Here is a 17,897-nt window from a genome sequence, read left to right as displayed (position 1 = left end):
CGAAGTTTGGAGTCTCCCGGCCACCCGCGCAAGTCTCATGATCATTTAACAGATATCATTTGAAATAAAGGACTTGAGGCCATTGCGAAGAACTGTCGGCGGGTGACAGCGCCGAATCGTCGCCATTCATCGGGCTGTCGATTTTTGGATTCGGTTGCTTCTTCACGGCTGCGTGAATGATTTGCTCCAGCCGGAATTGCCGATCAGACTCCGCGGACCGTTTCATGAAAATCACCCGCACCCTTGCCACCAGCACCTCGCCCGATGGAGAACGGATCACCCTTCACGAACACGACGGGCATTATTTCCTCAAGGTCGCGGGGCTGCAGTTGATGAGCACCACCGCCTCGTCGTCCGAGGAGAAGATGGCGGAGCTTTCCTGCGTCAATCTCCCACCCAAACCGCGTGTTCTCATTGGCGGGCTTGGCTTTGGATTCACGTTGAAGCGGGTGCTCGCTTTGACCGGAGCCGATGCCGTGGTGGATGTCGCGGAGCTGCTGCCTGAAATCGTCGGCTGGAACCGCGAGTTCATGCATGAGGTGAACGGCAAGCTCTTGGACGATCCGAGGGTGAAAATCCATGTGGACGATGTTTACAATGTGATCGACCGCTGCGGAAACGACCGCTATCACGCGATTCTGCTAGACGTGGACAACGGGCCGGATCCATTTGTCCAAAATGTGAACGAGCGGCTTTATGCGAAACCCGGAATTGTCCGGATCAAGAACGCGTTGCAGCCTGGCGGACGCGTCATTTTCTGGTCGGCGCATCCGGACAAGTCGTTTGCGAAATCGCTGGAAGGCCTTTTCAAAAATGTCGAGTGCATCGGCGCGAAGGCGTATCCGAAGGCGAAGCGGTTCACGCACACGTTGTTCGTGGCGGATCGCGACTGAGCAATCACTTGTTTTTGATCAGACGGAAACGGTCGTGATACGCGCCGTTGTTGAACTTGCGGCAGCAGTCGTAGCACGCGACTGATTTCGTGATCGGTTTCACGCGGTGGATGACTGCGAAACAATTCGAGCAGATGTAAGCGTGGTTGCGCTTCATCTTGCGGCGTTTGAAGGGCAGCGTGTGAAATGGCTGCTCGCCGGCGATGCCGAGTTCCGCGCAAGCCGCCTGCCACTCCGGGCCATGCGGATCAATGCGCCGGCGGCCGCAACGTTCGTAGGCGACGAGGTGGGCAAGTTCGTGTTTCAGGGTGCGCCAGAGTTCCTCGGGTTCGCAGTCCTTGAGCTTGGGATTGAGTTCAATCGCGCGGTCCGGCCACCACGCGCGGCCTGCGGTGGTCTGCATCCGCGAGTTCCAAGAGACCCGGACCTTGCGGGCGAGTTCGTTGAGGCCGAGCGATTTCGACGACTCCGAGCACCATGCTGTTAGGCCGCTGTCCTCGCGCGCTGGCTTCGTCTGTGGGGCATCCGGGGTCTTTAAAACGCGGAACCACGAGGTCCAGCGGAATTCAAGTTGCGGCATGCTTCCTCCCATTGAAAAAACGGGTATCAGCTTTACCTGAAAATGGCAACAGGCGCTTCTGTAGAAACGCGGTTTTTTCATCTTCTTCCGCGATTGACCAGTGGTATCCACGGGGCGGTTCATACGTTTGGCAATCCACCGATTGGAAAGTCATTGTCCTCTATGAATCCGACTCGTGAAACGGCTTCCACATCTCGGGTATTTTTCATGAAGCGTGGTGAGGCTGGGCGGAACGCTGGATCTAGCAATTCATCCTTGATCTCAACCTGATGAGTGTCAGCGGCTGATTTTGCGCGGCGATTTTTATTTCGGGGAAAATGCATGGGGCCCTGACATCGCGCCAATGTCTTGGATTTGTGAAGTTTAGGGTGTCGGGAATTTCTCCTACGCACTCCCAGTGAATTTCGTCCTTTTTGATGATTCTGATTGCGGGCTTCGACCAATCTGGTAATCAGACCTCATGATGGAATTTAACCCTAACCCGTCGGGAGAATCGCGATTTTTGAATCGTTGGAAGAGCCTCCTTCCGACCACCCAGCAGATTCGCAATGTGACCCTTTTGACGGCGGCAATTTTCTGCTCGGCCGCTGCGGACGCCAAAGTCATTTACGTCAACGCCGATGTAGCCACTCCCGGCAACGGAACCGCTTGGAGCAGGGCGTTTGCCTTTCTGCAGGATGCTCTGGAGGTCGCAAAATCCGGAGACTCGATCTATCTGGCGAAGGGCACCTACTATCCGGACGACGGCGTGGTGGACGGGTTCGGTGACCGTGAGATTTCCTTCGTGCTCAATGGACTGAAACTCTATGGCGGCTTTGCGGGAGGTGAATCCAGCCTGAGTGAGCGCGATCCGGAGGCCAATCCTACCATTCTTTCCGGCGAGATCTGGCCGGTAACCCCTGAAACCCAAGGATACGAGCGGTATTGGTCGCTCCATGTCGTGGTCCTCAAAGCGAGTTCCACGCTTGACGGCTTGACCATCGCAAAAGGACGCGCCAATGGCGACGACGCCCCTTACAGCCAAGGCGGTGGCGTTTATGCTCCGTCAGGCACGGCTCTGACCGCGAAAAACTGCATTTTCGATACAAACCTTGCGAACGAGTCCGGCGGGGCCGTTTGGGGTAAAGTAGTCGCAACGAAGTGTGTTTTCTCCAACAATATCGTCAACAACGACCAGCTCCTGAGCTCGGGTCCGGACAGACTTCCGAGCTGGTTGTTCAACCCGGACGGCTCCGGGGGCGCGATCAAAGGGGACGTCACCGCAACAAACTGCCAGTTCCTGAACAACAGCCTGGAGATCGTCTGTCTCGACTTGGGAACCCACTCCTCCGCAACGGGCGGTGCGATTGCCGGCGACACCATCAATGTGACCGGCTGCCGTTTCGACGGAAACAGCGTGACCTCCGCATCGTTTAATTTTGCTCAAACCGGATCGGATGCTACTTCGCGCGGCGGTGCGATCTCGGGTGCTTCCGTCACTGCCACGGACTGTACGTTTACCAGCAACGAGGCGAATTCTTCCGCCACTTCCTACACAAGTCCGGACCCGAAAGCGATCGGACACTACTCTGCCAATCCAACCTCCATCGGTGGAGCGATTGCCGGTCAAGTCACGGTGGTAAATTGCTCGTTCGACAAGAACATCACCAGCACCTTGGCCGGCTACCCGCCGGTGATCCCACCGGTCCCTGATGGTGATGAAACAAGAACGGTATGTTCCGGCTCCTCGCTTTATGTGGAAGGGACTTCTTCCATCGTCAACTCCACCTTTACGGAGAATTCCTGCGGGAGTGTGAATACTACGTTGAGCAGAGGAGGCTACGTCATTACCCGGGGAGCCGTCCATGTGGCCGACGGGGCATTTCTTCCAGTCTCGGATTCGACGTTCTACAACAACATGACGACGGGTTTTGGTGCCGCGATTTCCTGTGACGGAAGTGTGAACACCCTCAGCAACATCATCTGGTTCAGCGACGACACGGTTGTTGGCTTCAAAAAGACCGGTTTGATTCATATTGCAGGAAAGGCCCGGATTTCGAATCGCCTTTACCCGACTCCTTCCACCGAGACGATCAACCTGCTCAAAGGTATCAGGACGACTGCCATTACCAAGGGCCTCGGAGCGAACGTCGACTTCGGTGAGCCGCCGGAGAGGACCTTGCTGAATTTGGATCCGATGTTCGTCGATGAAACGGACGCGGTGGGACCTGATGGCAAATGGAGGACTGCGGACGATGGCTTGCGCTTGACCGTGGGAAGCCCTGCCACTGCCAAAGGCAAGACCCTGTTCCTTCCGAAAGATACGGCCGACCTCGACGGTGATTCCAATTACGCGGAAGCCATCCCGACGGATGCCGCCGGCTTCGCCCGGATTCAGGACAGCACTCTGGACTTGGGTGCCTACGAACTCGGCGACAACCTTTACACCCCCGACATCGCCGTGGAGCAACCTGCGGGCACCCCTCTGGTGGACGGCACGGCTTCAGTGGACTTCAGTGCAACTCAGGGAGTCCCTACCAGCTTCTTGATCAGGAACACGGGTGCGGCGGATCTGAGAAATCTGACGGTCGCCATTGACGGTGCGGATGCCAGTAGCTTCAAATTCACCCAGCCTCCCTCAAAGCTTCTTGTCGAAGGTGCCACGACCACGTTCACCGTGAATTTCCTGCCGAAAGTCAGCGGGCCGAAGGTTGCGGTGCTCCATATTGTCAGTAACGATCCCGACGAGAGCCCGTTCGATATCAATCTCTCGGGAGATGCCCTCCTGCCTGAGATTGCTGTCAAGAATCCTGGCGGCACTGATCTGATCGACGGTTCTTCCACCGTGGGCTTTGGCACCATCGACGAGTCAGACACACTGACCAAAACCTTCACCATCAGCAACAGCGGTATTGGCTCCTTGGTGATCCAAGGGATTTCCTCGACTGGTACGAACGCCGCAAGCTTCATCGTTGGAGCGCCCGTTCTGAGCACGGTGCCGCCTGGTGGAACGACGACGTTCGATGTCACCTTCAGCCCTGCCGGTGTGGGCAATCGGGTCGGTGCGATTGTCATCGCGAGCAATGATCCCGATGCTGAGTCCTCCTTCCTGTTCAATGTCAAAGGAACTGGATTGGGCGCTCCGGAAATCTTTGTGAGCCAACCCTTCTCTTCGGAGTTGGTAACCGGCACGACCAACGATTTCGGCTCCGTTAAAATCGGTTCGCGCTACAGCAAGACGTTCGTGATCAAGAACACCGGCACCGACGTCCTGAAGAATCTGGCGGTGTCCCTCTCGGGGTCAGCCACCTACAGCAAGACGGATCTGACGGTGACGAAGCTCAATCCAGGTGAGAAAACGTCATTCTCCGTGACCTTTAAACCCGGCTCCACCGGCAAGAAGAGTGCGACCCTCGAAATCGCCAGCAACGATGCCACCGAGCCCACGATCACACTCTCACTGGTCGGCGTGGGAATCACCAGTTCGGCTCCCGCTTCCGCATCAGGCCTTCTGGCCTCCGCGTCGCTCTCCGGGGCATCTTCGGTCGCTGATACCTCATCGACCGCAGTCACTACGGTAGCCAAGGATTCCGACGGATTGAAATACCTCGTCCTGACTGTGGAAAAATCCTCCACTTGGGCATTGGAGAAGCACCGTGTGGAGGTTTCCTCCAATCTGGTCGACTGGTTCAGCGGCTCGAATCACACCACGACGTTGTCGGACAATGCAAATGTCCTTGAAGTTCGTGACAACACTCCGGTTAACGCTGGTGAAAAGCGTTACATCCGCCTAAAGTAAGTTCATCGAAATCTCTACGGGTGGCTGCGTTTTCCACGCAGCCACCCGTTTTCGTTTAAGCGGGAGGATTTTGTCGGGCCCTATTTTGGGGATCGCACAATGGTTCCCAGCGCAGGAACTACCATCCTCATCGGCGAGTAGAGACCTCTCTTGGATCAGAGCTTCCTTAGCATCACACTTGGTCCTGCCATGTGTGTATGTGCTTGGAATTGTCGTGGGAAATTCCTTCGTGGCCGAAGGGGAGATGAGTGGAGGGGGCCATCAAGACTGCGGCTCGCTCGGACTCCACCTTGCAAAGCGCAGGTTCGTCTTCTCCGTCGATCAATTCGTCATCGCTTGAGGTGCAAAAAAATAGGACCCGTCTATCGGTTCACGGGTCGAAAGTTTCGTCGATCACAAGGCGCTTCCCCATGCTCAGGACGTCGTCGAAGGAGAAGCCGAGACGTTGGTAAAATTCGATGACCTGCCTGTTGGTTGAGCGGACTTGGAGGTTGATTTTCGGACAGCCACGTTCGCGGAGAAGACTTTCGGCGTGCTCCATGATCTGGCGTCCGTAGCCGGACCTTTGCAGGTCCGGTGAGACGGCAAGATAGTTGATCCAGCCGCGATGCCCTTCATAGCCTGCCATGGCGGTAGCGACAATTTCGGAGTCCACGGTGCCGATGAGAAACAACTCCGGGGCGACTGCCAGCTTCCGCTCGATGTCCGCCCGCGGGTTATTCTGTAGTGCGACGAGTCCGCAGCGTTTCCAAAGTTCAAGGACAGCGTTCTCGTCAGTGGGCTTGTAGGCTTCGATTTTCATGGGGTGGGAGGAATTTGGACGATCCCGACTTGCTTGTGGTGTGGTGCGATAATTATGAACCGCGTTCGGTTCGGCGGCGGGGAATTCCGCCCGTGAATCGGAAGTGAGGACCTTGGTTCGGAAATTATCCGAGACGCGTCGGCGAACATGAAGAGGCATGGGAGCGTTGAAGTCAGCGGGGGAAACAATCGCATGGGGAGAACCGCCGAGCCTCTCCCGGTAGAATTCGGTCATGTGTTCGCTCTCGTTACAAAAGGCGGACCCACATAAGTATCAGGTTTAGGAACTTCCACGAACCAAGTTCCGGATTGATGGAAAGGGTGCCGGCTCATTTCTTGGAAACTTCGATAGAGGGTGAAGATCACTTGGCACTCAACTGCTGCCGATCGGTCTAAAATTTCACCCATTTGTGGCAGGATTGGTCGAAGTTCCATTTTGCCGAACTCGATCGTGGCTGGAGGGCTGGCCAATAAAAAAGTCGCCGGGCTGGTGACCCGGCGACTTTGATTTTTGAGGATCGGCTCAGGGTTGGATCATTTCAGACGGATGTAGCGTTTCGCATCCGGGCTGACGGGCGTGTTATCACGCACCTTGAGGGTCGCCGCGTTGTCGATGAGGACAGTGGTGTGCTTGTTGCCACTGTACCAATCGAGGAGGTTGGGAGAAACTTCTACGACACCGGCAGCTTCGCCGGGGAGCTTGGCAACCGTCAGCGACAGATACTTGCGGCCGCCGATGACCTCAACGCCCGTGGTAGGTGCCGAGGCGGTGGATAGGCCGGAGGCTCCGGCACCCAGAACCGCTTCAACGATGTTTCCTGCCGCCGCAGAGCCAGCGCTTTTAGCGACGGCCACTGGCGATCCCTTGCCCGAGACCGAGATATCGAAGGGACCGGATTTCGCATCGTTGCTGGCAACGTGGATGCCCGCGCTTCTGACATTGGCGCCGGTAGGGCTGAAGGTCACGGTGAAGGTGGTCGAATCACCTGGATCGAGCGAAATCACACCCAGGGGGCCGACGAGGAAATCTTTCTTGTTCGCTCCATCCTTGCTGATGATCAAATCTTTCAGAACAGCAGCTCCTTTGTTGATGATGGTAAAGGTCTTGCTGTTACCGGTGGATCCGACGTTGGCGATCCCGAAGTTCCGGGAATCCTCGTCCTCCATCGGGCTGTTGGCCGGCTGGTTGACTCCGATTAGCGGGAGTCCGATTCCGGTGCCTTCGAGACCGATCGCGAAGGTTCCTTCGTCTCCGTCATTGCTGAGGACGCGGAGGCCGGCGGTTCTCGAGCCGTAGTCCTTGGGCGAGAAGATCACCTCGAATGTGGTGCTGGTTCCCGGCTTCAGAACGGTCTTCTTCAGACCCTGAACGATGAATTCGGTCGAGTTTGGGCCAACCTTGTTGATTTGCAAATCGATGAGATCCGCTTTGCCGGTGTTCTTAATGGTGTAAGTCACCGGTTTGGATTTATCTCCCGCGGGAACATCCGGGAACGTCGTGGTGGATTTTCCATCAACCAAAGGCTCGCCCACGGGCTGTTGGATGACGATCTCCTGAGTGCCGGGAGGAAGTGTCACACCGTCAATCCAAGCGGAGTCTTTCAATCCGGCGAAGCTGTCGTCCTTTTCATAGGACCACACAAAGACGTGGCTGCCTTGGGTCACCGGGAATTGAATGAATCTCCAATCCTGATTTCCGGAAAGGCCTTTGCTGGAGCCGCCGGAGGTAAACGGTTGGGCAACTCCGTCGATATAGAATCTGGTGAAGTCGAATCCTTCTTCGGAGGAAACCTTAACGTAGAAGCTGATGTTGCCTGCAAGGAAGTTCGAGCGGTAGCCGATGCCGCAGATTTGCCCGTCACCCGTTTTGCCGGACACCAAAGAGCGCTTGCCTTCGAAACGATATTGTTTGGTAACTTCCCAGCGCGTTTGCGCGAAGCTCGGCTTGAACCAGCCGTAAGGCAGGTCCTTGCCGGGAGGGAAGGTCGCGTCGGTCACCGAGAAGGGAGCGTCGCTGGAATCGATGATGGAAGGAGTGCTGACGCTGCTGATCTGAATCCGGTAATCGCTGGTGGCCGCAAGGTCGGCGGGAACGATCCATTCGAAACTGCCGTCGTCCGGTTCGTCGGGCGCAATGTTCAAGAGGTATTGCCCGGCTTTGTAGAGGTCGATTTTGACGTTGCCGATGATGTTCGATTTCCAGCTGATCGGATAGGTGGAGTCCTTGAAGATCACTTCACCGCCGTTCGGAGAACTGACGATGATCGTATCCGGAGGGACGCCACCGAACGCCACCAAGGTGTTCGCGCCGAGTGGTGACACCACCTCGACATCGATGAAGGATTTTTTGCCGTCCCACCAGTGGGCATCGGGTTTGGTGGAGTCGGTGAATTTGGGCTTGCCCAGATCGAAGAGGTCGCCGTCGTCACCGCGATTCCGGCCAGCTTCGAGGTCTCCCTTGCCATCGGCTTGTTCCAAGGCCACCTCGTAGTGCTTTGCATTGCCGTTGTTGCCATTGATGGTTTCGTCGATGTGCCAGATGGCGATGCCCTTGTCGTCGGAGTATTGCGCCCATTTGTCGCCGTTTCCGCGGTTTTCCACCATGAAGAATTCCGTGGAGATGTTGTTGTTGAAGATCCGGTAGGCGATATTCCCCGTAGTCGGAAGGCTCGCGGTCAGGAATTCGTCGGCAGCGATGTCGGTGACATTGCCCCAGCCTACGATATCCTTGAAGTAGGCGTTGATGGGCGAGGGGGTTTTGCCGCCGTTGAGGTAGTTTCCGGATCCCATGAGGCAGTGCTCGCCGACGCCTTCCCCATTGAAGGAGGAATAGATGTCGGGATAGCCGCAGATGAGGTGCCCGTTCTCATGGCAGAAAGTGCCGATGACGGGGGCCGCATTGGGGATGTTGGTGATCTGGTAATTGGAAAGGATGATCGGAGTACCGGTTCCGACGTTGATGTTCGGGATCAGCCGGTATTGGTGGGGCCACAATCCTCTCGCGTAGACTCCGGAATCCGGTCCTGCAAAGAAGATGTTGGTGGCAAGAACCCGGCCGCCGGCATCAGTCGTGAGGCTGGAGAAATCAAAGTTATCGGCTTGGAGCATATTCACGGCATCCGAGATCATCTTCCTCGCGCCGACGGTGCTGTCCTCCAGAGCCGTGTTGGTCGGGTAGTTTGAATAATTGTAGTAGTTCCGGGGGTGGGGAACCGTGACAATCTGGGTAACCGTCTGGGTGTAGGTCAGTTGCCCCAAGGACTGGTCCGAGTAGAAATCACGAACCGATCCGGTATTGCCGTTTTCGTTGTAGCCTTCGGCATTGCAGAAGCGGACAATCTTGCTGCGGTCCGTGGGGAAATCGATGGGGTCCGATCCGCCGGTCGCAGGATCGTTGGGGAATTGAATGAGAATCGTCAATCCGCGGATGTCGCCGATGACGGGGGCCGCATTGATCTTGGCTTCGGCGGCTTCCGCGCCGCGAAGTTCGGCTCCTTTGGCTGCATTCCGGATTTTCTTCACCGCCTGAACGCGCTTGCTCCACTTTTGGTCGCGCTCGGCGTCGAATTTGGTGTAACTCGCGTCGGAGATCTCCTGGATCTTCGCTTTTGAAAGGTCGATGTGCTTCTCAAGGCCTGCAGGTGCCGCATCTTCGGCGCGGATTTGAGTGGGAACGAGAGAATTGCCGTCCGCGGAGAGATTCGCGTAGTAGTAGGTGCTGTCCGCGTCGTTGAAAACCAAGGTGAAACCGGCAGGAGTTTCGGTGCGGGCGTAATGTTCATCCCCGAAGACCCGGAGTTGGACGACTTGGCCGTTCGGTTGGGTCCAACTGGTTTCACGTCCATCCGGACCGAAAGGAGCGGCGGTGGCGTAGCTGATGCAACCAGCGAGCAAAACAAGGAGATGAAGAGGCCTGAAGGTCTTGGATTTTTTCATAGAGTAAGCAAGAGAGGAGGGCTTTGAGAGCGGACTGAGAGGATTTTCGGATCGTATCAACTGCGGTATCAAAGATGCTGAAACGACACGTCGGGCATTTCGGCATCTTTGCTAACGATCCAATCGTGAATTTCAGAGCCTTTGGCAACCGTCATTTTGTCGCAATCGTCATTTGCCTGTCAGTTTTTTGCCTACAGCTTGCTTGAATGGCTGAAAAATTTCACGGATGGGCGGCGACGAAGGCGAAGCAGGCACTTACGGAGTTCGAATTCCACCCGGGCGAGCTCCATCCGGAGCAAGTGCAAATCAAGGTCGAGTCCTGCGGGATTTGCCACTCGGACCTCTCGATGATCGACAATGACTGGGGAAATGCGGGCTACCCGCTGGTGCCCGGCCACGAGGTGATCGGCACGATTGAAAAAGCGGGCGACCAAGTGAAAGGCCTGGCCGTAGGAGATCGCGTTGGGCTGGGGTGGTTCGCGGGAAGCTGTCTTTCCTGTCAGCCGTGTCTATCAGGAAATCACAACCTCTGTGCCAGCGCGGAGCAAACCATCGTCGGCCGCCACGGAGGCTTCGCCGACCGCGTGCGGGCGGATTGGGAATGGGCGATCAAGCTGCCGGAAACTCTCGATCCCGCCAGCGCCGGGCCGCTGTTCTGCGGTGGGATCACGGTGTTCGCGCCCATCACCGATTTCGGAGTGAAGCCGACCCACCGCGTGGGCGTGATCGGCATCGGCGGGCTGGGTCACATGGCGCTTCAGTTTTTAAACAAATGGGGCTGCGAGGTGACAGCGTTCACGTCCAGCGAATCGAAGGCGGACGAGGCGCGGAAATTGGGAGCGCACCACGTAGTTGCCACCCGCGACAAGGCGGCGCTCGCGAAATTGGCCGGCTCGTTCGATTTCATCCTCGTCACCGCGAATGTGACGCTCGACTGGGATTTGTTCATCGCCGCACTCGCTCCGGACGGACGGTTGCACTTTGTCGGCGCGGTGTTGGAACCGGTGCCGGTCTCGGCGTTTTCACTGATCGGCGCGCGCAAATCCATTTCCGGCTCGCCGCTCGGCTCACCTGCGACGGTGGCAAAAATGTTGGATTTCTGCGCTCGCCACCAAATCGCCCCAGTCACGGAAACCTTCGCGATGAATGACGTGAATGCCGCGCTCGACCATCTGCGGGCCGGAAAGGCGCGGCATCGGATCATTCTGAAAAACTAACGGACTAAAAAAGCCGCATCCCGTGAAGGATGCGGCTTTGTCATTTTGAGTCGGTTAGCGGATCACGCGGTGAGCGTCCATTCCGGCAGGCGGACGATTTCACCGCCCTTGAGCGCGGACTCGTGGGCGAGGATGCCGGTGCAGGTGATGTTCGCGCTCTGGACGGCGTTCGGATAGGAATCCTTGCCGGTCTGCAGCATTTTCACGAACTGATGGACTAGGTGAGGATGGCTGCCGCCGTGGCCGGAGCCTTGAGCAAACGAAAGGTGTTCTTCACCGGTGTCTCCACCGTAAACGCCGCCCATCGTGAAGGCTTGGATTTCCTCTGGCAGATAGTGGGCGAAGTCCGGGCATTTCACTTTCTCCGGGATTTCCGGCTCAGGCTTCTTGGCGGTGTGAATGACTAACGGATCGTGCTCGATGAGCGGCCATTCGACCGATTTCTTCGTGCCGTAAACTTCGATGGACTCGCGGTATTGGCGCGCGACATCGAACAGCGAGCGCACGACCTGGGCGGCGACGTCGCTGTCCTTCATCTTGATGTGGCAGGTTTCGATGGCGAAGGGCGAACCATAGCAGGCATGCATTTCCTCGGCGATGGTGCCGGAGCCGAAGCAGGAAACGTATTCCGCCTGGCTGCCCATCAGGCCGAGGATCGGGCCGACGCAGTGGGTCGCGTAATACATCGGCGGCAGGCCCGGCCAGTAGCCCGGCCACCCTTCCATGTCCTGCTGGTGGGTGGCGCGCAGGAACTGGACCTTGCCGAGTTCGCCCTTTTCATAGAGCTCCTTCATGAAAAGGAATTCGCGGGCGTAGACCACGGTTTCCATCATCATGTATTTCAATCCGGTGGACTTGCAGAGGTCGATGATCTCCTTGCACTCCTCAAGACTGGTCGCCATCGGCACGGTGCAGGCGACATGTTTGCCGGCCTTGAGTGCCTTGATCGACTGCTGGCCGTGATCGGGAATCGGCGAGTTGATGTGAACGGCGTGGACGTCCGGATCGGCCAGCAGATCGTCGTAGGAGGTGTAGCGTTTTTCGATGCCGAACTTGTTGCCGACTTCGTCCAGCTTGGATTGCGTCCGCTGGCAGATGGCGTAGAGGTTCACGCCCTTAAGGCGCTGATAGATGGGGATGAACTCGGCTCCGAAGCCGAGACCGACGATGGCGACATTGATATCAGACATGATTCTTGCTGGTTGGGGTTTTGATTAGGGCTGGGAGAAAAGCTGTTGGAGAAACTTCAGTCCGCGCGAGGCGAACTCATCCTGCGTCGGAGTGAAACGTTTCCAGATACAAACCGCTCCTGCAAGGTCGCGGTTGTCCGGAGTGAACGATTCGATGACAATCGAACCGTGATAGTCGATTTCGAGCAGCGCGTCGCGGAACGAAGTCCACGGCGTGAGCCCCGTGCCGGTGACGCCGCGATGATTTTCGCTGACCTGCACATGGATCAAATCCTTGCCCGCCGCGCGGATCGCCGCGCCGATGTCGGACTCCTCGATGGTCATGTGGAAGGTGTCGATCATCACCTTCGCCGCCGGGTGGTCGATGTCGCGGATCATCCGCAGCGAGTCGGCGGTGGTGTTGACGAGGTCGGTTTCAAAGCGGTTGATCGGCTCCAGTGCGATGGCCAATCCGCGCTCGGCCGCGTCGGCGGAAACTTTCCTCAGCTCGGAAACCGCGAGATCCCACTCGCGCTTCCGTTCGTCCTCGGGAAGCTGGCGGGCTTTTCCGACTTCCGAATACATCGGGCCTGCGAGAAATCCCGCACCAAGGTCGGCGGCGATGTCGAGGCACTGGGAGATGTAAGCCCGTCCCGAAGCTCTAACCGCGGCATCCGCATTCGTGAGATCGCGCCCCGGGCCGAAAGCACCGCAGACGTGGACCGTTAGGCCGAGATCTTCCAAAATGGGACGCAGCGTTTTCGCATCAACGAGCGCCGGATCCTCGATTGGCAACTCCACCGCCTTGAACCCAAGCGCGGCGATCGTTTTCAACAATTCCACATCCGACGAGCGGAACGGAGAAGTCCAAAGCCAGGTGCTGGCGCCAAAAATCGGAGTCATGAAATCAAGGTGGGTTTTGGGTTCACGTCACGGAGGGTTTCGTCACGCAACTTGCAGGACGGTAGCGGAATTCCTTCCCGTTGCTTGTAGATTCGCGGCGAGCTTGTGTAAGATTCCGCCGACCCCTTGCGGGGGATCAATGGATTTTCAGCGGCTGGACAGGGATTTCCTGACGCCGTTCGACCCGGTATTGGCTCGCCGTTTGTCCCATGTGGCGGCGGAACTGGCGGGCGAAATCACTGTGGTCGTAAAATCCCGCATCCAGCGCCACTGTGGTCACCGGTTGGTTCGTGCGGACCAGCATGTCGCACGCCTCGATGACCCGCATCCGGATCATGTATTCTTGCGGCGTCATCTGGAAGGTCGCGCGGAATTTCCGCTCGAACTGCCGCACGGACATGTGCGCCATTTTCGCCAACTGCGGGACGTCGAGTTTTTCGCGGAAATGGAGTTTCAAATGATCCGCCACCGTCGCCAGTTCGAGGTAGGGCTGCATCGCCGCTCGCTGGGCTTCATAACTGCGGACCGTTCCGCACAGCCCGCAAATTTTTCCATCGGAATTGAAGAGCGGCAGCTTGTCGGTGACAAACCACTCCGGCTTGCCCTCGCCGTTGGGAAAGAGCTCGATGATCCCTAACAGCGGTTTGCCGGTCGAGATCACCTGCTCGTCGTCCTTGTGGTATTTCTCGGCAAGCCGCGGCGAGAAAATCGAAATGTCTTCGATCCCGATGATCTCGTCCTCGGTGTGGAATCCGCAGCGCTCGATGAACGCCGGGTTGCCCGCCATCAGCCGTCCTTCGAGATCCTTGGCGAAAAAGAGCGTGCCCGGAAGATGGTCGAACAAGTGGCGGAATTGCCCGGGAGAAAGGTGTTCCGTCCAGAACTTGCGATGTTCATCTTTAGTCATCTGGCGGGATCATACACAAAGAACCCGCAATCTTACAAGCAGTCGGTTCTTGAAATAACGCAGATTGATTCCACGTTCCTCAGGCAACTTGATTCCCAAACCCACGCAGTCGCAACGCATGAAAAAAATTCTAATCCTCCCGTTAGGGATCCTGGCAGCGGCCATCGGCCTCGCACAGACCACCAAGCAGCCGACGGCGGAAGCCCGGCACGTGGAAATCCTCTTTCTCGGCGCACCCACGGCCAATCATCCGGGCCATGACCCGGTCGAGCGCTACCGCGTTTTGAAAAAGGCCCTCGGCGTGGATGGCATCGATCTCACCTACACCGAAGACCTCGCGGATCTCCGCAGCGACGTGCTCAACGAGTATGACGGCGTCATGTTTTACGGAAACTGGAAGGACAACGAAGCCATGGATGGCGGCCAGTTCAAGGCGCTCACCGACTATGTCAATGCAGGGCACGCGTTCCTGCCCATCCACTGCGCCTCCGCGTGCTTTGGGGGCACGGATGCGTTTTCGAAACTGGTCGGCGGCCATTTCAAATCCCACTCCACCGGCGTTTTCAAGACCACCATCGCCGCCAAGGACCACCCGATCATGCGCGATTACGAAGGCTTCGAAACGTGGGATGAAACCTACGTCCATGATCGCCTGACCGACGACCGCACCGTTCTCCAACTGCGCGACAACGAGCCTTGGACCTGGGTTCGTGATCAGGGAAAAGGCAAGGTTTTCTACACGGCTTACGGTCACGACATGCGCTGCTGGCAACAACCTGCTTTCCATGATTTGCTGCGCCGCGCGATCCTCTGGAGCGTTGGCTCCGAAGTGCGTGCCAAGGTCGCCGCCATGAAGCTTCCCAAGCTGGAGCAGGAGGAGATGATTCTCCCTGGCTACCGCGATCACAAGACGATCACCAGCGGTCAGAAGCCACTCACACCCACCGAGTCGATGAAGCTGGCCCAAGTCCCCGTGGGCTATGAGCTGTCTCTCTTTGCCAGCGATCCCGACATCGTTAATCCGATCTACGTCACTTGGGATTACAAGGGCCGCGCCTACGTCATCGAGACCGTCGATTATCCTAACAATCTCCAGAAGGGTGATCTCGGCCATGACCGCATCCACCTTTGCGAGGACACCAATGGCGATGGAAAAGCGGACAAATTCACGCTCTTCGCCGACAAGCTTTCGATTCCGACCTCGGCGATTTTCGTCAATGGCGGCCTGATCTGCACCAACGGCCCCGACATGATGTTCCTCAAGGACACGAACGGCGACAACGTGGCCGACGTCCGCCAGGTCCTTTTCACCGGCTTCAACAACGGCGACACCCATGCCGGCGTTTCCAACCTCCGCATCGGCTTGGACAACTGGATCTATGCGACCATCGGCTACTCCGGTTTCAAGGGCACCGTCGGCGGCGAGCAACTCCAGTTTTCTTCCGGCTTCTTCCGCTTCAAGCCGGACGGCAGCAAGCTTGAGTTCCTCCAGAATACCACCAACAACACTTGGGGCCTCGGTTTCACTTCCGCCTTCGACATCCTCGGATCCACCGCCAACGGCAACCCCTCATGGTATTTCACCTTCGCCAAGGAAATTTATCAGGGTGCCGGCCTGCCACAGCCGAAGACCCCGCCCGGCGACAACAACCCGATGTATTTCCCGTCCTCCATGGACATCCGTCAGGTCGACCAGTTTGACCGTTACACCGCCGGTGCCGGCCATGCCTTTTACACCTCCACCCGTTTCCCGGAGAACTACCGCGACAAGATCGCCTTCGTCACCGAAGCCACCGGAAAACTCGTCGGCCAGTTCGAAATCACGCCGAAAGGCGCGGGCTACGTTTCCCGCCAGCTTCCGAACAATCTTTATAACAGCGCCGACGGCTGGTCCGGCCCCGTTCACGCGGAAACCGGTCCCGACGGAGCCGTTTGGATTTGCGACTGGTACAACCTCATCATCCAGCACAACCCGACACCTAACAAAAACTCGGCCGGTTACGACGCCCAGACCGGCAAGGGCAACGCCTACGAAACCCCGATCCGTGACAAGACCATGGGCCGCATGTACCGTGTCTATCCGAAGGGCTCCAAGGACGACGTTAATCCCAAGCTTGATCCCGCCAACCTCGACTCGCTGCTGGCCGGGCTCAGCCATCCCAACCTGTTCTGGAGAATACAGGCACAGAGCCTGATTGTCGAATCCCGCTCCACCACCGCTGCCGCGAAATTGAAGGAACTCCTCAAGGTCAGCAGCTCGAAAACCGCCGCCGTCCACGCCATGTATATCCTCAAGGCCCTCGGCGCGCTCGATGCGGAAACCGTGAAAGCCGCGCTGGCCTCAAGCGACCGCGGTCTCTTCCGCGCCGGTCTCCTCAACGCTCCGTCCGACAACACGCTTGCCGATTCCGTCATCCAAGGCGGCGTCATCAAGGCACCCGATGCCCGGCTTCTAGCGGAAACCTTTGTAGCCCTCGCCGGCGTTGCTCCGTCCGACGCGATCGGCAAGGCACTCCACGCCACCCTGGTTGCTAACAAGGACAGCATCCTCGCCGATGCGACGCTCAGCGATGCCTGGCAGATCGCCGCCCGCAAGCATGCCGCAGGAGTCATCCTCTCCGCCGTTGCGGATACCGCCTCCGCCACCTCCAGCGTGCCGGTCAACCTCCTGCCCGACCCCGGATTCACCGGCACCGGCCTCGGCCCGTGGAGCCTCCGTCCTTATGCCGTTGATCGGCCCGGCACCGTCGAACTCAGCATCGCCCCCGGTGGTCGCAATGGCGGCACCGCTTTGAAAATCACCTCGCCGTTCCGTGCCGACGCCGGAGCCGGTGCGACGATTCCCGTCAAGCCGAACACCCGCTACCGCCTCGGTGGCTGGGTCCGCACCGAAAACCTCGAAAACAAAGGTGGCCAGGGAGCCATGCTCAACGTCCACGGCGGCAGCGCTACCAAAGGCATCAGCGGCACCCAGGACTGGACCGAACTCAGTATGGAATTCAACAGCGGAAACCAATCCGAAATCCTCGTCCACTGCCTCTTCGGCGGCTATGGCGGCGGCACCGGCACCGCTTGGTTCGACGATCTCTATCTGAACGAGCTGGGTTCCGGCGACGTCAGCGGTTCCGTCGATGCCGTGGTCAAATACTTCGCCGCCAAGGCCGATCCCGCCGCCCGTCAGGCCGTTGCCACCGCGCTGTCTTCCCGCACCGATTCCTTCTCGAAAAACCTCGTCGCCTCCCTTGGAGCCGCACCGGTCGCCGTGAAGGAAATCATCAGGAAGAACAAGCCCGACCCCGCCGTCCACGAGCGCGGCCTCGCCGTTTACAGCCGCACCTGCATCGCCTGTCACGGTCCCGATGGCAAAGGTGTTCCCGGCGCGTTCCCTCCGCTTGATGGTTCCAGTTGGCCCGTCGGCGATCCGACCGTCCCGGCCCGCATCCTTTTGTTGGGTCTACAAGGCCCCATCGAGGTTGCCGGACTCAAGTTCGAAAACATCATGCCACCGCACACCGATCTCAAGGACGCGGAAATCGCCGATGTCCTCACCTACGTCCGCCAGAGCTGGTCCAACGATGCTCCATCTGTTAGCGAGGATCTCGTCAAACAAACCCGCGCCAAGTTCATGAGCCGCGGCAAGCCCTGGACCGCTGCTGAGCTGAAGTAATCGCGGTTCCATCAGCCCTGTCTCGAATTTAACAGCAAACAAACGG

At 57.8% G+C, this 17,897-nt stretch carries 11 protein-coding genes; 4 read left to right on the top strand and 7 right to left on the bottom strand.

The features are described from left to right. Nucleotides 1–55 precede the first annotated feature (55 nt). Nucleotides 56–226 carry a hypothetical protein gene (locus ABIQ96_RS16865; protein ID WP_348215792.1) on the bottom strand — a complete coding sequence of 57 codons (171 nt, stop codon included), beginning with the start codon at nucleotides 224–226 and terminating at the stop codon, nucleotides 56–58. Between ABIQ96_RS16865 and ABIQ96_RS16860 the strand changes: the two genes are divergently transcribed. Then, nucleotides 225–893 carry a spermine synthase gene (locus tag ABIQ96_RS16860; RefSeq protein WP_348215791.1) on the top strand — a complete coding sequence of 223 codons (669 nt, stop codon included), beginning with the start codon at nucleotides 225–227 and terminating at the stop codon, nucleotides 891–893. The two genes, ABIQ96_RS16865 and ABIQ96_RS16860, sit on opposite strands and share 2 nt — an antisense overlap. 4 nt (nucleotides 894–897) lie before the next feature. On the opposite strand, the gene ABIQ96_RS16855 is transcribed toward ABIQ96_RS16860, so the two are convergent. Then, entirely contained in the window at nucleotides 898–1,473 is a 576-nt protein-coding gene (locus ABIQ96_RS16855) for a SprT family zinc-dependent metalloprotease (protein ID WP_348215790.1), read from the bottom strand. A 460-nt stretch (nucleotides 1,474–1,933) separates the two neighbouring features. Between ABIQ96_RS16855 and ABIQ96_RS16850 the strand changes: the two genes are divergently transcribed. Then, nucleotides 1,934–5,251 carry a choice-of-anchor D domain-containing protein gene (locus ABIQ96_RS16850; protein ID WP_348215789.1) on the top strand — a complete coding sequence of 1,106 codons (3,318 nt, stop codon included), beginning with the start codon at nucleotides 1,934–1,936 and terminating at the stop codon, nucleotides 5,249–5,251. A 370-nt stretch (nucleotides 5,252–5,621) separates the two neighbouring features. Here ABIQ96_RS16850 and ABIQ96_RS16845 read toward each other — a convergent pair whose 3' ends face one another. Together ABIQ96_RS16845 and ABIQ96_RS16840 are read right to left on the bottom strand one after the other, a co-directional pair. Further along, on the bottom strand, nucleotides 5,622–6,053 hold the full coding sequence (locus ABIQ96_RS16845; RefSeq protein WP_348215788.1) for a GNAT family acetyltransferase: 432 nt from the start codon (nucleotides 6,051–6,053) through the stop codon (nucleotides 5,622–5,624). 533 nt (nucleotides 6,054–6,586) lie between these two features. Continuing rightward, a complete protein-coding gene (locus ABIQ96_RS16840; RefSeq protein ID WP_348215787.1) occupies nucleotides 6,587–9,988 on the bottom strand; it encodes a M6 family metalloprotease domain-containing protein in 3,402 nt (1,133 codons plus the stop codon). A gap of 206 nt (nucleotides 9,989–10,194) precedes the next feature. Between ABIQ96_RS16840 and ABIQ96_RS16835 the strand changes: the two genes are divergently transcribed. Then, nucleotides 10,195–11,205 carry an NAD(P)-dependent alcohol dehydrogenase gene (locus ABIQ96_RS16835; RefSeq protein ID WP_348215786.1) on the top strand — a complete coding sequence of 337 codons (1,011 nt, stop codon included), beginning with the start codon at nucleotides 10,195–10,197 and terminating at the stop codon, nucleotides 11,203–11,205. A 62-nt stretch (nucleotides 11,206–11,267) separates the two neighbouring features. On the opposite strand, the gene ABIQ96_RS16830 is transcribed toward ABIQ96_RS16835, so the two are convergent. The 3 genes from ABIQ96_RS16830 to ABIQ96_RS16820 all read right to left on the bottom strand — a co-directional run bounded on the left by ABIQ96_RS16830 (nucleotide 11,268) and on the right by ABIQ96_RS16820 (nucleotide 14,184). Then, nucleotides 11,268–12,395, bottom strand: coding sequence for a Gfo/Idh/MocA family oxidoreductase (locus ABIQ96_RS16830; protein WP_348215785.1), 1,128 nt, complete (start codon nucleotides 12,393–12,395; stop codon nucleotides 11,268–11,270). Between the two features lie 24 nt (nucleotides 12,396–12,419). Beyond that, the gene (locus ABIQ96_RS16825) at nucleotides 12,420–13,277 is read right to left on the bottom strand and encodes a sugar phosphate isomerase/epimerase family protein (RefSeq protein WP_348215784.1); all 858 of its coding nucleotides are present in this window, start codon (nucleotides 13,275–13,277) and stop codon (nucleotides 12,420–12,422) included. Between the two features lie 136 nt (nucleotides 13,278–13,413). Beyond that, a complete protein-coding gene (locus ABIQ96_RS16820; protein WP_348215783.1) occupies nucleotides 13,414–14,184 on the bottom strand; it encodes an AraC family transcriptional regulator in 771 nt (256 codons plus the stop codon). A gap of 118 nt (nucleotides 14,185–14,302) precedes the next feature. Here ABIQ96_RS16820 and ABIQ96_RS16815 point away from each other — a divergent pair, with 118 nt between their 5' ends. After that, entirely contained in the window at nucleotides 14,303–17,851 is a 3,549-nt protein-coding gene (locus tag ABIQ96_RS16815) for a PVC-type heme-binding CxxCH protein (RefSeq protein ID WP_348215782.1), read from the top strand. Nucleotides 17,852–17,897: the final 46 nt, after the last annotated feature.

It is taken from the genome of Luteolibacter sp. (assembly GCF_039920825.1).
Lineage (GTDB): Bacteria > Verrucomicrobiota > Verrucomicrobiia > Verrucomicrobiales > Akkermansiaceae > Luteolibacter.
Note: the sequence above shows the minus strand (reverse complement) of the source record. Positions and strands in the feature narration are given on the sequence as shown.